This window comes from Pontibacter brevis (genome assembly GCF_054779655.1).
This window is the reverse complement of sequence record NZ_BAAGXV010000016.1, coordinates 73,766-89,017: the sequence shown is the minus strand read 5'-3', so window position 1 is coordinate 89,017 and position 15,252 is coordinate 73,766. Positions and strand designations below refer to the sequence as shown.

The 15,252-nt window shown below is 47.9% G+C and carries 11 protein-coding genes; 7 read left to right on the top strand and 4 right to left on the bottom strand.

The features are described 5' to 3' along the window. Nucleotides 1–176 precede the first annotated feature (176 nt). Nucleotides 177–2,405, bottom strand: coding sequence for an NADP-dependent isocitrate dehydrogenase (locus ACYVB1_RS04435; RefSeq protein WP_460920993.1), 2,229 nt, complete (start codon nucleotides 2,403–2,405; stop codon nucleotides 177–179). 326 nt (nucleotides 2,406–2,731) lie between these two features. On the opposite strand from ACYVB1_RS04435, the gene ACYVB1_RS04430 reads away from it, so the two are divergent. Beyond that, nucleotides 2,732–3,517 (top strand): SGNH/GDSL hydrolase family protein, encoded by a 786-nt coding sequence (locus tag ACYVB1_RS04430; protein ID WP_460920991.1) that lies wholly within the window; start codon nucleotides 2,732–2,734, stop codon nucleotides 3,515–3,517. Nucleotides 3,518–3,527: 10 nt separating this feature from the next. On the opposite strand, the gene ACYVB1_RS04425 is transcribed toward ACYVB1_RS04430, so the two are convergent. From ACYVB1_RS04425 to ACYVB1_RS04415, 3 genes are all read right to left on the bottom strand, one after another. After that, on the bottom strand, nucleotides 3,528–5,099 hold the full coding sequence (locus ACYVB1_RS04425) for a hypothetical protein (RefSeq protein ID WP_460920989.1): 1,572 nt from the start codon (nucleotides 5,097–5,099) through the stop codon (nucleotides 3,528–3,530). A 160-nt stretch (nucleotides 5,100–5,259) separates the two neighbouring features. Next, nucleotides 5,260–5,886: a phosphoribosyltransferase gene (locus ACYVB1_RS04420; protein ID WP_460920987.1), complete on the bottom strand. Its 627-nt coding sequence runs from the start codon at nucleotides 5,884–5,886 to the stop codon at nucleotides 5,260–5,262. A gap of 154 nt (nucleotides 5,887–6,040) precedes the next feature. Next, entirely contained in the window at nucleotides 6,041–6,724 is a 684-nt protein-coding gene (locus ACYVB1_RS04415) for a dienelactone hydrolase family protein (protein WP_460920985.1), read from the bottom strand. Nucleotides 6,725–6,944: 220 nt separating this feature from the next. Here ACYVB1_RS04415 and ACYVB1_RS04410 point away from each other — a divergent pair, with 220 nt between their 5' ends. The 6 genes from ACYVB1_RS04410 to ACYVB1_RS04385 all read left to right on the top strand — a co-directional run bounded on the left by ACYVB1_RS04410 (nucleotide 6,945) and on the right by ACYVB1_RS04385 (nucleotide 15,231). Then, the gene (locus tag ACYVB1_RS04410) at nucleotides 6,945–7,535 is read left to right on the top strand and encodes a hypothetical protein (protein ID WP_460920983.1); all 591 of its coding nucleotides are present in this window, start codon (nucleotides 6,945–6,947) and stop codon (nucleotides 7,533–7,535) included. Nucleotides 7,536–7,679: 144 nt separating this feature from the next. Next, the gene (gene nfi / locus ACYVB1_RS04405; protein WP_460920981.1) at nucleotides 7,680–8,363 is read left to right on the top strand and encodes a deoxyribonuclease V; all 684 of its coding nucleotides are present in this window, start codon (nucleotides 7,680–7,682) and stop codon (nucleotides 8,361–8,363) included. A gap of 82 nt (nucleotides 8,364–8,445) precedes the next feature. Next, nucleotides 8,446–8,709, top strand: a complete 264-nt coding sequence (locus tag ACYVB1_RS04400) for a GxxExxY protein (RefSeq protein ID WP_460920979.1) — start codon at nucleotides 8,446–8,448, stop codon at nucleotides 8,707–8,709. Between the two features lie 440 nt (nucleotides 8,710–9,149). Beyond that, on the top strand, nucleotides 9,150–11,771 hold the full coding sequence (clpB, locus tag ACYVB1_RS04395) for an ATP-dependent chaperone ClpB (RefSeq protein WP_460920977.1): 2,622 nt from the start codon (nucleotides 9,150–9,152) through the stop codon (nucleotides 11,769–11,771). A 233-nt stretch (nucleotides 11,772–12,004) separates the two neighbouring features. Further along, nucleotides 12,005–12,655 (top strand): DUF4142 domain-containing protein, encoded by a 651-nt coding sequence (locus ACYVB1_RS04390; protein ID WP_460920975.1) that lies wholly within the window; start codon nucleotides 12,005–12,007, stop codon nucleotides 12,653–12,655. A gap of 419 nt (nucleotides 12,656–13,074) precedes the next feature. Further along, nucleotides 13,075–15,231, top strand: a complete 2,157-nt coding sequence (locus ACYVB1_RS04385; protein WP_460920973.1) for a T9SS type A sorting domain-containing protein — start codon at nucleotides 13,075–13,077, stop codon at nucleotides 15,229–15,231. The last annotated feature ends 21 nt before the right edge of the window (nucleotides 15,232–15,252 follow it).

The window sequence follows — 15,252 nt, the reverse complement described above, 5'->3', positions numbered from 1 at the left end:
CATACTCTGGCTGCCGCTTTTGTTTTACCTCTCCCTTTTAAAAGCAGGCAGGAAACAGGTTTTCACCAGCAGGCAAGTTACCTTAGGTAAGAATGGAAAATGTTTAGAAGCTGGAGACAAAAAAAGGCTGCCCAAGTACATCTCAGGCAGCCTTTCATTTATTTATGTAATCTTTATTAGAAGTTAGCTAACGCATTGTTGAGTGTTTCGCTTGGACGCATGGCCTTCACAGCTTTGTCAGTATCCGGGTGGAAGTAGCCGCCCAGTTCTACAGACTGGCCTTGCACAGCATTCAGTTCGCTCACAATTTTCTCCTCGTTCTCACCAAGCTCCTTCGCCAATTTAGAGAATCTTTCCTGTAGTTCCTTGTCTTTAGACTGCTCGGCCAATGCCTCTGCCCAGTAAAGCGCCAGGTAGAAGTGACTACCGCGGTTGTCAATTCCGCCTACTCTACGGGTTGGCGACTTGTCTTTTTCCAGGAACTCAGCGTTTGCTTTGTTCAGAGCCTGTGCTAGCACATCAGCCTTTTCGTTCTTAGTCTTGTAAGCAAGATCTTCCAGCGAAACAGCAAGGGCCAGAAACTCGCCCAGCGAATCCCAGCGCAGGTAGTTTTCTTCCATGAACTGCTCCACGTGCTTCGGCGCAGAACCACCAGCACCTGTTTCAAAAAGACCACCGCCATTCAGAAGCGGAACGATGGAAAGCATTTTAGCGCTGGTACCCAGTTCCAAAATTGGGAACAAGTCTGTTAAGTAGTCGCGCAGCACGTTACCTGTTACAGAAATTGTGTCTTTGCCCGCTCTTGCACGCTCTAAGGTATAGCGCATGGCATCTACCGGAGACATCACTTTTATCTCAAGACCATTTGTGTCGTGGTCCTGCAGGTAGCGGTTTACTTTTTCAATCAGGTTGGTATCGTGCGCTCTGTTCGGGTCCAGCCAGAAGATAGCAGGCGTATTTGTGATTCTTGCTCTGGTTACAGCCAGTTTCACCCAGTCCTGAATCGGCAGGTCTTTGGTCTGCGTCATGCGGAAGATGTCGCCTTCTTCCACTTTCTGCTCCATCAGTGTATTACCAGAACCATCTACTACACGCACAGTACCACTTTCGGTCATCTCGAAAGTTTTGTCGTGCGAGCCATATTCTTCCGCCTTCTGGGCCATCAGTCCGATGTTTGGAACAGTACCCATGGTGGTCACGTCAAAAGCACCATGCTCTTTGTGGAAATCGATTACTTCCTGGTAAATACCTGCATAGCTACGGTCCGGAATGATGGCTTTGGTATCGTGCAGCTTTCCATCAGGTCCCCACATTTTTCCGGAAGAACGAATGGCTGCCGGCATAGAAGCATCGATGATCACATCACTTGGTACGTGCAGGTTGGTAATTCCTTTATCAGAATTCACCATCGCCAGCCTTGGTCCTTTTTCATAAGCAGCCTGGATGTCTGCTTCTATCTCTGAACGCTGCTCCTCTGGCAGTTCTTTTATTTTAGAGAAAACATCACCTAAACCATTGTTAGGAGAAACTCCCAACTTTTCAAAGGCTTCGGCGTGCTTTTCAAATACATCTTTAAAGAAAACAGTAACGGCATGCCCAAACATAATAGGGTCCGATACCTTCATCATAGTTGCCTTCAGGTGCAGGGACAGCAACACATCATTATTCTTGGCATCTTGTATTGCTTCTTCCAAGAATGAACGCAGGGCCTTTCGGCTCATTACAGCAGAATCAATTACTTCCCCCTCCTGTAAAGTTACCTTTTCTTTCAGCGTTCTGGTGCTTCCGTCGGCGCCAACGAATTCAATTCTTACATCACCGGCTTTATCCACTACAGCAGATGTTTCGCTGCCATAGAAGTCGCCGCTTTCCATGTGGGCTACATGCGTTTTGGAGTCAGCGCTCCACTCACCCATAGAGTGCGGGTTCTTTTTAGCATATTGCTTTACCGCTTCTGCCACACGGCGATCTGAGTTTCCCTCTCGTAGCACCGGGTTTACGGCACTACCCAAAATCTTGGCATAGCGGGCTTTAACGTCTTTTTCAGTATCGTTTTTAGGCTCTGAAGGATAATTCGGAATGTTGTATCCCTGCTGCTGAAGCTCTTTGATGGCGACCGTTAACTGCGGAATAGAGGCGCTGATGTTTGGAAGCTTGATAATGTTGGCTTCCGGCGTTTTCGCTAATTCTCCCAAATATGCCAAATCATCGTTTTGCTTCTGATCTTCCGTCAGGTTTTCAGGGAAAGCTGCGATAATACGTCCGGCAAGTGATATGTCTCGTGTTTCTACGTCAATACCAGCTGCCTTTGTGAAGGTCTCAACAATTGGCAAAAAAGAGCGTGTTGCCAATGCTGGGGCTTCATCCGTTATGGTATAAACAATTCTTGCTGATTTTTCTGTCATTTTTTCTTTTAGTTTAATTTATATTACCACCAACGAGGGGAGTGAGAACAGGTTATAATAGCAAATATAAGAGTCTTTTTGATATAGGCTAATGAAGAAACCGCTTTCCTGCCACACGTAAAAGCCTGCCTCCGCCTGGGCAGCAATTAGCTGAAGCATAAACAATACTACAGCCACTGGCACCACACAACAGGCTCTGCTTTTACTGACCTCACCTCCATCTGCGTCCCTCCCAGCCCCTGCAACAAGATCAATCTGTCCTGTGCAACAGTCTTTGGCAGGAAACGTCTGTTGTACTTACGTAAATAACCCGCTTCCACTCCACAATGCCCACAAACTATATGTTCATCCACCTCTATCTGCTCCATTACCTGTTTGTTTTCCTCTTTGCTTCCAGGGCCGAGCCATCAACGGCTAGAGTAAAAATACTCTCCCTCGGAAATTCCGTTACACAAGGCACCACGCACCACCCCGGTTACAGGCATAGGCTGTGGCAGAAGCTTATAGATGCAGGTATAGATGCAGAATTTGTTGGGTCGCATGATGTGAATTATGGTGGAGACCCGGAAGTAAAAAACAGGGTGTACAAAGGCAAGTCTTACACTAACCGAAATGAAGGTCACTGGGGATGGTATACAGATGAAATACTGAGGGGCAGGATTGGCAAAGGTAACCTGGCGCAGTGGCTGCAAACTTACACACCCGACATCGCTTTGGTCCACCTGGGCTCCAACGATATGCTCAGGCAATGTGGCGCTGGTAAGTCGGTAAACAAGCCGTGTTACCAGGAAACAATAGATGAGCTAAAGAAGGTTATTCAGCAGATACGGCACAAGAACCCAGCTGTAACCATACTCCTCGCCCAACTTATACCCATGCAGGAAGAAGAAGCAGCTCACCGTATAAAAGAACTGAATAAGCGGCTGCCTGCCCTGGTAAAGGAGCTGAATACGCCGCACTCACCGGTTATACTGGTAGACCAATATACTGGATTTGACCCTACACGAGGAGCCGACACCTGGGATGGCATACATCCCAATGCAAGTGGTGAGGAGAAGATGGCACAAAAGTGGTTTGATGCTCTAAAACCTCTTCTCATCTCCCGCCAGTAGCATACCTCCTTTACCGCTGTTGGTGGCTTTCTTCACCAGGCCCTTGCAGCAACAGCTGTGGCTGATTGTTCTGCCATGTTAGTGTACCGGCTTTCCTCCATGGCCTGTTCATTTGCTTCTGCAAAAAGTCTTTTTCCCACCTAAACTGCACGGCCACTTCTTTAGCCAGTACCCTGAAAGTAGCCTGCTGCAACGGGATGTTATGCTTAGCGGCCCAGAAGCTTGTAAACCGCGCTAACCCGTCCTTTACCTGGGCCGTGTCTTCAGGGTAGGCGCCAATGGTACGGGACCACTTCGTGAACATTCTGCCAAAACTATAGGTAGAGGCCATTCCTTGCCTGTCGATAATGGGCAGCCATGTTGTCTTCTTGTCAGGCCCCACATACGCTACGGCTAGTATGTGGTAGCTACCTTCTTCAAATCCCGTGTAAATCAGGTTTTCTGTTACACCTAATAGTTTGCCATTTATAACTGATAAAGGAAGAAAAGCCTTTTCTGCATAGCTCCGGAACCCTGACATACGGATATATTCTGTTGCGTTGACGAGCAAAGGGGCGTTCAGCAACCTGATGAACTGAGCCAGTATGAGGTAGCAGGTGAAGAAATACAGCAGCTTCACTTTTACCTGCTCACGCCGCTTAATACTGTAGCCACCAACCTCACGAGCCACCTGCCTGTGCTCTGGCAGCAAAACAAGGAAGTGCTTCAGCCAAAACAGGCGTTGCAAAGCAGATGCAAGGTTACTACGCCAGTACTTGCTCTTTAAACTGATTTTAAACCAGAAACTTTCAGGCAGTAAGAGCAGGTATACAACTGCAAAGGTGAACCCAAAGGATGGTATCGGAAACGTAAGTGCAATACCGATGTGCATGCTTACTCCCACTAAAGCAAGCCAGGGCCTGACGCTACGCAACGGAAGCAGGAAAATAAAAAACAACTCAAGCAGCATCACCAGGTAACTTAATCCAATTATCAGTTCCTTCTGGTTGAGCAGCCAAAAGTGAGCGTTGTATATCTGGTTTGGAAGGGAGGCTGGCAGCCATACGCCAAGCCCTTTCAGCCACATAGGTGAAGCCGCTTTGTGGAAAAAGGAATCCAGGTACTGGAGGCAAAGCACCAGCAGAACAGGTAGAAAATAATAGACCTTCCGCACCTTTTGCTCACCCTCCTGTGGTTTTTGAAGTTTGTCCAAAAGGTTATCTATGGAGAGCCTTTTGGATATGGGCAGTATAATCAGCAAAAAACTCAGTCCAACCAGGGCAGCATCAAAGTGATATTTAACAGTGGTAAAAGAGGAGAAGAAAACCAGCGCCAACACATAATTTATTAGAGCAGCCGTTCTGGTAAAAAAGCCCATCAACAGAAAAAACAGCACAGCCAACCACCCCAACAGCACCAGCGAAAAGCTAAGCTCCGCCTCCACGATATAGGGTATTGGATCGAAGTACAGGTGGCGGAAGTAAAACACTTTTGCCACTTCTATTATTAGTATCAGGCTGAAGAAAACCCGGAAGACACTTAGCCCTAAACCTGTAACCCGGGTCTGGCAAAGGGCCTTGAACTTAGCGTAAAAAGGAAGCATGCGTACGTTTGCAACAACAGGGGAAGGAGAAAGCCTTAAAGCTAACCCGGAAGCTAAGCTATAAAATATTTTCTACTTTAGCGTATTTGAAGGCATTCGTACACCTGCTCCCGATATGAAAAGCACCGGCAAAAAGTATAAGCAGGGAGGAAGGCATGAATCAGAAGCTTTCCTGCTCCTGCATTAGTTTTACCACCAGTTCATCGCTTACCTGGGGAAACTCATCATAAAACTGCCCTACCGCCTGGAAAGAGGGCGGAACCAGCAGGCACACCACCTCCTCCACCATACTATCAAGCCTGTCGTAGGCAGCGGCTGAGGCTACAGGCACAGCCACGACTATCTTACGCGGAGCCTCTTTTTTAACCAGTTCAACGGTAGCCATTAGTGTTTTACCAGTGGCTACTCCGTCATCCACAATAATAACCAACCTGTCTTTCATCGGCACGTGCTCACGGTTGCCCATAAAAAGGCTGTACTTCTGGCGCAGGTTCTCCCGTATACGTTCTACCTCGGCCTCAACATACTCCGCTGGTACGTCCGCCCGCTCATCCACCGACGCGCTTACCAGGCTTACAGAGCCAATGGCAAATTCAGGATTAGCCGGGTGGCCGATCTTCTTGGAGAGTGTCACCTCCAGCGGCATCCCGAGTTGCTTCGCGATAGGAGCCGCCACTGGTACACCACCCCGCGGAACGGCAAGCACAACCCCCTGCTCTCCCCTATACTTCTCCAGCCTGTCCGCCAGCAGCCGCGCTGCCTCTTTTCTGTTCCGTATCCTATCCATGGGTAGTCAATTTTGAATGACTGAATTTTGAATAACTGAATTTTAAAGCCTGCCATTTAAGTTGCGGGCGCCCAAGCGGTAAGCTGAAACTGCCTGCATATCAATTCTATTTTATCTAATATCCAAAATTCAGTTATTCAATATTCAGAATTAATCACGGTTGGTTTTGCCGCAGAGGCTGCTGCTTTCCGGGCTCCAGGTATTTCCGGAACCAGTCTGTGGCTAGTTGTGCAGCCATCTCCAGTGCACCCGGCTCCTCAAAAAGGTGTGTGGCATCCGGCACAATCTCCACATCTTTAATACCCAATAATTGATTACTTGCCTGGATGTTCATTTCCAGAACATTTTCATCTTTTCCGCCTACAATGAACACGGTGGGAGACTGCACATCTGCCAGCGCAGTATCAGCCAGGTCGGGTCGGCCACCTCTGCTCACAACGCACTTAATGATATCTCCACCTAAAGCGGCAGCAGCACCCAATGCAGCAGCAGCACCGGTGCTTGCGCCAAAATAGGCGAAGTTATAGGCATTTGTTCGTTGATCCTTCTGAAGCCAGTAGGTTGTTTCAATGAGGCGCTGGGTCAGCAACGGAATATCGAATGCCTTTTTTCCTTCTTCATCTTCCTCAGGAGTAAGCAAGTCGAACAGCAGCGTTCCGAAACCAGATTTTTGCAGGTGCTCAGCCACAAAGCGATTCCGCTCGCTCAGGCGGCTGCTGCCGCTCCCGTGGGCAAAGACCACGAGTCCTTTTGCTTCTTCTGGAATAGCCAGGTCTCCTACCAGCGCCGCATCCGGCATATCGATTCGTACACTTTCATTTATAATATAGTTTGCCATAGTTTTTTTGTATAGTTCAGACAGTGGCTCTGTTACCAAAGCCTACTATGGAGGTACGACCTCCCCCCTTCAAAGTTCAGGAGGCACAACTTCTTACCTGCCTTCCGCCGTAACCATTATACCAAACCCATTTCCCATGCAACATAGCCTCCCACTTCTCCTGCTGCTGTTCACCTTTCTTAGTGCATGCTCTTCTGATCAGCATACAGATACCAGAAGCTTGAGTGATAGGGGCATAGGCTCGCTGGAGGCGGTGCAGGAAGAACCGCAGCGCAGAGAGGACACACCCGGGCGTGACACCATGAGCTTTGAAGTCGCTTTCGAGCACTTTTTCAGAGCGCTGCAGGCAGGAGATACTGTGGGACTGAATCAGTTTGTCTCTCCCCGACTGGGTGTGTGGCTGATAGAACAACCAGGAGCTGTGCCAGCATACTCGCATTTCCGAAGCATACAGGCGGTCCAGCGCAGTTATCAGAATCAGCCCTTCACTTCTGTCCGGGAGCAAATGCAGGAGTGCGATTTACAGGAGCGGCAGGAGTTTCCGAAGTTTGACTGTGCCTGGATGGACAGGGGCCGGACAGGCTTCGCAGAAGATGGCTGTTTCTTCCGCAACACCACCGACTTCAAAAACACCGACATGTGGCGGTATGCCAACCTAACTCCACAGCAGGAAGAGCAGGTACAGCAAATGCAGCAGCAAGTCCAGAAAACTGTATTGCACACCCACAGTTCTTTCCGCTTTTACTTTGCCCATGATGGCGAACGGTGGCGCCTGCTTTTCGCAGACCTTCGCATGCCCTGCAGTGCGTAATCAATTTTGAATGATTGACTTTTAAATAATTGAATAGAAAACACGTACGTATGATAGCTCGAGCGAATCTTACCAGTATAAAGAGTTAACCTTATTACGTTCGCTCAACCACTCATTCTAAAGTCAGTTATTCATACTTAAAAAATGGCCTACTATAGAAAATTTGATGCCCCACCACCCGACCCTGTTGTGCTAAAGCAGCTCACAGCACAACAGAATGAGATGCAACAGCGGGTGGTATTACAAAAGCCAGATTTTGACCTCACGCTGATTGCCGGCTGCGACTCCTCCTTTATAGGCGAGGACAGCATCCTTTCTGTTTTTGTGCTCCTGAAGTATCCTGAATTGGAGGTGGTGGAGAAAGTGTGGCATCACGGGCCGGTAGAACTGCCGTACATACCTGGATTCCTGGCTTTCCGGGAAGCGCCCAACCTGCTAAAAGCCTACGAAAAGCTACAGCAAAAGCCGGACTTGATTATGGTAGACGGCCACGGCATCTCACACCCGCGCAAGTTGGGAATCGCCACACACCTGGGGCTGCACCTGCACAAACCCACCATGGGGGTCGCTAAAAAAGTGCTGGTCGGTAAGTATACAGAACCCGCTCCTTCCAAAGGTGCTATATCGCCACTCATTTACAAAGACGAACATATTGCCAATGTGCTCCGCACCAAAGACAAAGTAAAGCCTGTGTTTGTATCGCCGGGCCATCTGATGGATTTAGCCTCTGCTACGGAGGTTGCTATGGCCTGCGCCATTAAACACAAACTGCCCGAGCCTACACGGCTAGCGGACCATTATGCGGCGGTATTTAAGAAGCTTGTCTGAATCAGGATTTGCGGGATTGAAAAGGATAGGCAGGATTTTTTTAAAATTTTTAGGATGAGGGGGTTGCTCAAATAATACAGTAATGCAGTTAGACGACGTAACTTATAAAATTATAGGATGTGCCATGAAGGTGCATAATACCCTTGGAAGCGGTTTTCAGGAAGTAATCTATCAGCGGTGCCTTGCTCTTGAAATGCAACAGGCTGAACTAAACTTTGAGCGTGAAAAGGAGCAGGTTATTTACTACAATAATATAGAAGTTGGTAGCAGAAGAGCAGACTTTATAGTTGAGAACAACATTGTTGTTGAACTGAAAGCCATAGTCAATCTAGAAGATATCCACTAAGCCCAAGCTAAAAATTATACTGTAGCTTATAACTTCCCAGTTGGCTTACTCATCAACTTCGGCGCCCTCAGCCTATAATACAAAAAGGTGTTCAACAACAGCTACAAATCAATAACTTAATCCTTAAATTTTATATCCAGAAAATCCTGTCTATCCGATCTAATCCTGTAAATCCTGATTCAAGAATCGCCATTTGCTGCATCTCTGTTTATACGAAAACGGTCGCTCAAAAGACCTCACAGCGCCTTTCAGACCTGTGAGCGTCTGTGCCAACAACCGCAGCTCCCTCATCCACTATTCCCTGCCATTATGTCCCAAAATCCACTATACACCTACCACAATCATGACATAATTACATTAAACCCACCTAAAAGTACCACTGGTGCGTAAATTGATTAAGTAGTTATCGTAAGTGCAACCAAAGGAAAACAGACAAAGACATGAACTTTAATAACTATACCATCAAAGCGCAGGAGGCCATACAGAAGGCCACTGAGATAGCAGGCGGCAACCAGCAGCAGGCTATCGAAACTGGGCATATATTAAAAGCGATTCTCGCCACAGACGAGAACGTGACCAACTTCCTGTTGCAGAAGCTGAACATCAACGGCAACATTCTCAACAGCAAGTTAGACGAAATTGTAGCCGGTTACCCGAAAGTAACAGGCGGTGGCGGTCCTTACCTGGCCAACGATACAGCAGCAGCTTTGCAAAAAGCGACCTCTTATTTAAAAGAATTTGGCGATGAGTATGTTGCCATTGAGCACATGCTGCTAGGCCTATTAGCGGGTCGCGACAAAGTGGCTGGCCTGATGAAGGACGTGGGCTTTAACGAGAAGGACCTGAAGAAAGCCATCAAAGAATTACGCGGTGGTGCCAAGGTAACGGACCAGAACGCCGAAGCCAAGTACAACTCGCTGAAGCGCTACGCAAAGGATCTGAACGAACTGGCCCGCGCCGGTAAAATTGACCCGGTGATTGGCCGTGACGAAGAAATCCGCCGTGTGCTGCAGATTCTGAGCCGCCGTACCAAGAACAACCCTGTATTGCTTGGTGAGCCTGGTGTAGGTAAAACCGCCATTGTGGAAGGCCTGGCACAGCGTATTGTATCAGGCGACGTGCCGGAAAACCTGAAGTCGAAGACGCTGATGAGCCTGGACATGGGTCTGTTGGTAGCAGGTGCTAAATACAAAGGTGAGTTTGAGGAGCGACTGAAGGCGGTTATCAAGGAAGTAATTGATGCCGAGGGTGAGATCGTGCTCTTCATTGACGAGATCCATACGCTTATTGGTGCCGGTGCAGGTGGCGACAGTGCCATGGACGCAGCCAACTTGCTGAAGCCAGCATTGGCTCGTGGTGAGTTGCATGCCATCGGTGCCACTACCCTGAAAGAGTATCAGAAATATATCGAGAAAGACAAAGCGTTGGAGCGACGCTTCCAGGCGGTAATGGTGGACGAGCCAAGTGTGCCGGATGCCATATCGATTCTTCGCGGTATAAAAGATAAATACGAACTGCACCACGGGGTGCGCATTAAAGACGATGCAATTATTGCCTCTGTGGAGTTATCGAACCGCTACATCTCCGACCGCTTCTTGCCGGACAAGGCGATTGACCTGATGGACGAAGCAGCTGCGAAACTGCGCATCGAGATAGATTCGTTGCCAGTGGAACTGGACGAGATTCAGCGCCGCATTATGCAACTGGAGATTGAGCGCGAAGCCATCCGCCGCGAGAACGACAAAGATAAAGAAACGGTGCTTTCTAAGGAGATTGCTGACCTGAGTGGTAAGCGCGATGATCTGAAAGCTAAATGGCAGAACGAAAAGCAGATCATCGAAGGGCTGCAGAAAGAGAAAGAAAACATTGAGCAGTATAAACTGGAAGCCGAGCAGGCGGAGCGTGCCGGTGACTATGGCCGCGTAGCAGAGCTGCGCTACGGTAAAATCCAGGAAGCTGAAGCGAAGGTAAAGCAACTGCAGGAGCAGGTGCGCGAAATGCAGGGCGAGAACCCGATGCTGAAGGAAGAGGTGAACGCCGAAGACATTGCCGAGGTAGTAGCAAAATGGACAGGCATCCCGGTAAGCAAAATGCTGCAGAGCGACCGTGAAAAGCTGTTGAACCTGGAGCAGGAATTGGGCAAGCGTGTAGCGGGTCAGGAAGAGGCCATCGAGGCGATTTCTGATGCGGTGCGCCGAAGCCGTGCCGGTATGCAGGACCCAAGACGCCCTATTGGTTCGTTTATCTTCCTGGGTACAACCGGTGTAGGTAAAACAGAGCTTGCCAAGGCGCTGGCCGATTACCTCTTCAACGATGATAATGCCATGGTGCGTATCGATATGAGTGAGTACCAGGAGCGCCACGCTGTGAGCCGCCTGATTGGTGCGCCTCCAGGATACGTGGGTTACGATGAAGGCGGCCAGTTAACAGAGGCTATCCGCCGTAAGCCGTACTCTGTGGTGCTGCTCGATGAGATTGAAAAAGCGCACCCGGACGTATTCAACATCCTGCTGCAGGTACTGGACGATGGTCGCCTGACAGACAGCAAAGGTCGTGTGGTAAACTTCAAGAACACCATCATTATCATGACGTCGAACATTGGCTCGCACATCATCCAGAGCAATTTTGAAAGCATGGATGAGTTCAATCACGATGAGGTGATTGAGCGTACAAAGGACGAAGTGTTCGACCTGCTGAAGAAGTCAGTAAGACCAGAGTTCCTGAACCGTATCGATGAGCTGGTGATGTTCCGTCCGCTGAGCCGTGGCGATATCAGAAAGATTGTGGATATCCAGTTCCGCCACATTCAGGACCGTCTGGAAGAGACAGGCATCCAGCTAATTGCCACCGACGAAGTTCTCGACTACCTGGGCGAGCAAGGTTTTGACCCGCAGTTTGGTGCCCGTCCGCTGAAGCGTGTGCTGCAGCGCCAGATTCTGAACGAGCTTTCTAAAGATATTTTGTCTGGCAGAATTAGTAAAGATTCTGTAGTGGAAGCCACACTGGAAGACGGCAAGATACGCTTTGTGAACGTGGACATTGAGCTGCCGACAGAAAGGTAATCTATTGATTTTAAAAGTTTAGCTGTTTAAACGGCCACTCCGGTTGGGGTGGCCGTTTTTCTTTATACCATCACCAGTCAGGCCTGATGAAGCATCTTTCTCCTGTTCTTTACCGGCACTACAAGCATGTTCAAACACGCGTTATCAGTTAACTTTTTCACTTTAGGCAAAGTTTTAACTCCCTTCTTTTTAACTCGTATAACTAAGTTGTTTTACCAATAACCTAGTTAACTATGAAAAAGCAAACATCTTTTCTAATGATAGCGGCCCTGCTTGCTGGCACAGCCTGTTCAAGCACCGACTCAACGACAACCGCTGACGCAACAGCAGTAAACACTTCGGAAACTGTTACTTCCGCTGGTGATGCACCAACTTCTAATACAGAAGCAACAACAGAATCAAATTTGGATACAGGCACCGATATTGCCACTGATGTAGCCTCAGCCCTGATGAACATGGATGATGCTACCTTCCTGCAAACAGCTGCCAGTAGCAATTTACTTGAGATAGAGCTTGGAAACTTAGCCATACAGAACGCATCGTCTCCGGAAGTAAAAGAGTTTGGGCGTATGATGGTGGAGCATCATAAAAAGGCAAACCAGGAGCTTCAAACAATAGCTTCGCAAACAGGCGTTACATTACCGGAATCTTTAATGCCAATGCACCAGACCTTAGCCGAAAGGGTAACCGGTAAAACAGGTACTGAGTTTGATGAGGACTACATGGATACAATGGAAACTGCCCATAAAATGGATGTCGCCATGTTCAAAGCTAAAAGTGAGAACGCTTCTGCGCCAAACGTAAAATCATTTGCCTCTAAAACATTGCCACTGCTGGAATCACATCATAAAAAAGCCAGCGACCTAGAAGATAAAGTAGATTAAGTGACAGTTTATTAAATTTATTTAAAGCAAAAAGCGCCAACGGGTATAAAATCCGTTGGCGCTTTTACTATGCAGGCAGTGCAAAAATCCTCGCCTCTTTAAGCTCTCTTAGAACTTGTTTGCAAATGTATTTCTAATCTGTAGCGATATAGCATCACCTGCTCCTGATGCTGCAGGAATACTTTTGTATCTCAAATTCTCAGATTAAACAGCACAAAATCCACCTGAAAATTTTTAGAACTTTACCCCCTCCCGTTTCACTCCAACAGCAGTTTGCCACCATAAATATATAATTTTTCTAATAAAGCCATAAGACACTCGTCACCTAGAATAAAATAAAGTCTCAATTTCATAATATATCGTAAACAATATATAGTAGTTTTGCAACCCAATAGCGAGATATAGTACAATAAGATATTATGAAATTACAGCGGCTTACAAAGAACCTGTTCACCTTATCAATAAAGTTAAGTAGCATCCTTTTCCTTTTCTTCTCTTTCACCACCTCTGTTTTAGGCCAAGGCTCCGTTGAAAAAGAAGTTCTCTCTGAGAAATTTTCAGGCAACGTACTTCCCGTAGGATGGCTTAGCACCTCAATTTCGAATTACAAGTGGGAAGTGGCACAGGAAGCAAACGACCCTCAGGTTTCTGCTCTCTCTATTACAAAAACAAACACCAGAATCATTGATTTAAATGCATGGGCATTTACCTCAAGCATCTGGATGTATCCCGGTGTAGAATACACCATCAGCTTCAATCAGCGAAACAAAGCAAGTGGTTCCGCTTCATTTAAAGTTGTTAAAAGCGCTTTACAGGATCTTACTTTAACTACGGCTATTACCTCCCGGACAATCAGCGGCAAAACAGACTGGAGCAGACAGGAGATTAAGTTTACAGTAACCAGGGAAGGTATTCACTACCTTGGCTTTGTTATTAACCGGGCAGACGGCGACCTGAACATAAGCCTTGATGATATTAAAGTAACTGCCACACATGAGGTAAAGGTTTTTTATAATAATAGCCTGGGAGACTTCTCTTCGCCAGCTGCATGGGGCACAAACAAAGACGGAAGCGGTACCCAGCCGGTAAGCTTTACGCTCCCTTACCAGAGCTTCCACATCATCAACTACCCTACCAATACCTCGTTTCAACTGGCCAACAACTGGCTGGTTACCGGAGAGGGCTCAAAGATAGTGTTAGGAGATGGCTTCACTCCTGTAACAATGCAGCTCACAGATACTAAATCGTTGGAAGCGGGTTTGATTGATGTAGCGGACCATGCTACGTTATCAGTGGATGCACCAAAAGTTCCTAAACTGGGTACGTTGGGTCGTCTCAGCACCATCATCTTTGGAAAAAACACTCCTGCTGAGGTCACTGAGGGTACTGAGTTCGGTACTGTTATATTCAACTCAGGCAAGCAGAACAAACTCATGAACAAAGTTTTCATCAAAGGTAATCTTGACCTGATGGATGCAAAGCTGGAATTAGGTGATCATGACCTGGAGGTAGCCTCCGGAGCTGCCATTTTAAACAGCTCAGTTAACAATTATGTGGTAATTAGCGGCAAAGGCCGTCTGCGCCAGGCCCTCAAAGCAGGCGGCAGCGAGGTGACACTGCCAGTGGGCAACAAGAGCTATAATCCGGTAAAGCTAAAGTTAGCCGCCGGCTCACAGGACGATGTGTTCAGCGTAGGCATCCTTGACGGTATGTACGGTTCTTACATCAACGATGTACCTCAGCTAAACTCGGCTCTTACAGAAAAGGCATTGAACAAAACGTGGATTATAAGCGAAGACGTGAAAGGCGGTTCTGATATAACGATGACCCTCTCCTGGAATGCCAGCGATGCACTACCTGGCTTTGATGCTGAAAACTGCCACATCAAGCACTACGAGAACGGCACCTGGGACGAGACAGTATCAGTAAGGGCTACACTCTCCGGCACAACCTATTCTGTTACACGCTCTGGCATTACTTCGTTTTCGCCTTACACTGTGTCTTCCGGAGAAACAACAGTAACCCCAATGCCCGTGGAGCTGCTGTATTTTGCGGCAAAAGCAACTCCGGACAACACGGTAGAGCTGACATGGGCTACTGCCATGGAAAAAGACAGTGATTACTTTTCAGTAGAGAGAAGTACTGATGGCATATCCTTTACACAAATTGCCCGCGTAAACAGCGTTGGCACAACCGGCACCCGCACCAATTACAGCTTTACCGACAAGAGTACTTTATCCGGCACACTTTACTACCGCCTGCGCCAGGTAGATGTAGATGGCTCCTTTGCATTGATGCCCGTGCGGGTGGTTACCCTGAAAAGTGCCCAGAAGCCAGTGCTAACGCTCTACCCTAACCCGGCACAGGGAAGCAACGTGAACCTGCGTGTGCAGGGCCTGCCCCAGGGTGAGGAAGCAACACTTTTGGTGACTGACATGATGGGCAAGAACGTGCTGGAGCAGCGCCTGCAATCAGAAGGAGCCGTGTTAACAAAGAACGAGCTAAGTGCAGGCACCTACCTGGTCAGGGTGGTAAGCAAGGCTGGATCCCTAAACCAGAAACTGGTTATCAGGTAAGGAAATTGTTTGTAATCCGGT

Coding starts and splice junctions, on each gene's coding strand:
- ACYVB1_RS04435 (WP_460920993.1), bottom strand. CDS start 2,405: ATGACAGAAAAATCAGCAAGAATTGTTTATACCATAACGGATGAAGCC.
- ACYVB1_RS04430 (WP_460920991.1), top strand. CDS start 2,732: ATGCCCACAAACTATATGTTCATCCACCTCTATCTGCTCCATTACCTG.
- ACYVB1_RS04425 (WP_460920989.1), bottom strand. CDS start 5,099: ATGCTTCCTTTTTACGCTAAGTTCAAGGCCCTTTGCCAGACCCGGGTT.
- ACYVB1_RS04420 (WP_460920987.1), bottom strand. CDS start 5,886: ATGGATAGGATACGGAACAGAAAAGAGGCAGCGCGGCTGCTGGCGGAC.
- ACYVB1_RS04415 (WP_460920985.1), bottom strand. CDS start 6,724: ATGGCAAACTATATTATAAATGAAAGTGTACGAATCGATATGCCGGAT.
- nfi (WP_460920981.1), top strand. CDS start 7,680: ATGGCCTACTATAGAAAATTTGATGCCCCACCACCCGACCCTGTTGTG.
- ACYVB1_RS04400 (WP_460920979.1), top strand. CDS start 8,446: ATGCAGTTAGACGACGTAACTTATAAAATTATAGGATGTGCCATGAAG.
- clpB (WP_460920977.1), top strand. CDS start 9,150: ATGAACTTTAATAACTATACCATCAAAGCGCAGGAGGCCATACAGAAG.
- ACYVB1_RS04390 (WP_460920975.1), top strand. CDS start 12,005: ATGAAAAAGCAAACATCTTTTCTAATGATAGCGGCCCTGCTTGCTGGC.
- ACYVB1_RS04385 (WP_460920973.1), top strand. CDS start 13,075: ATGAAATTACAGCGGCTTACAAAGAACCTGTTCACCTTATCAATAAAG.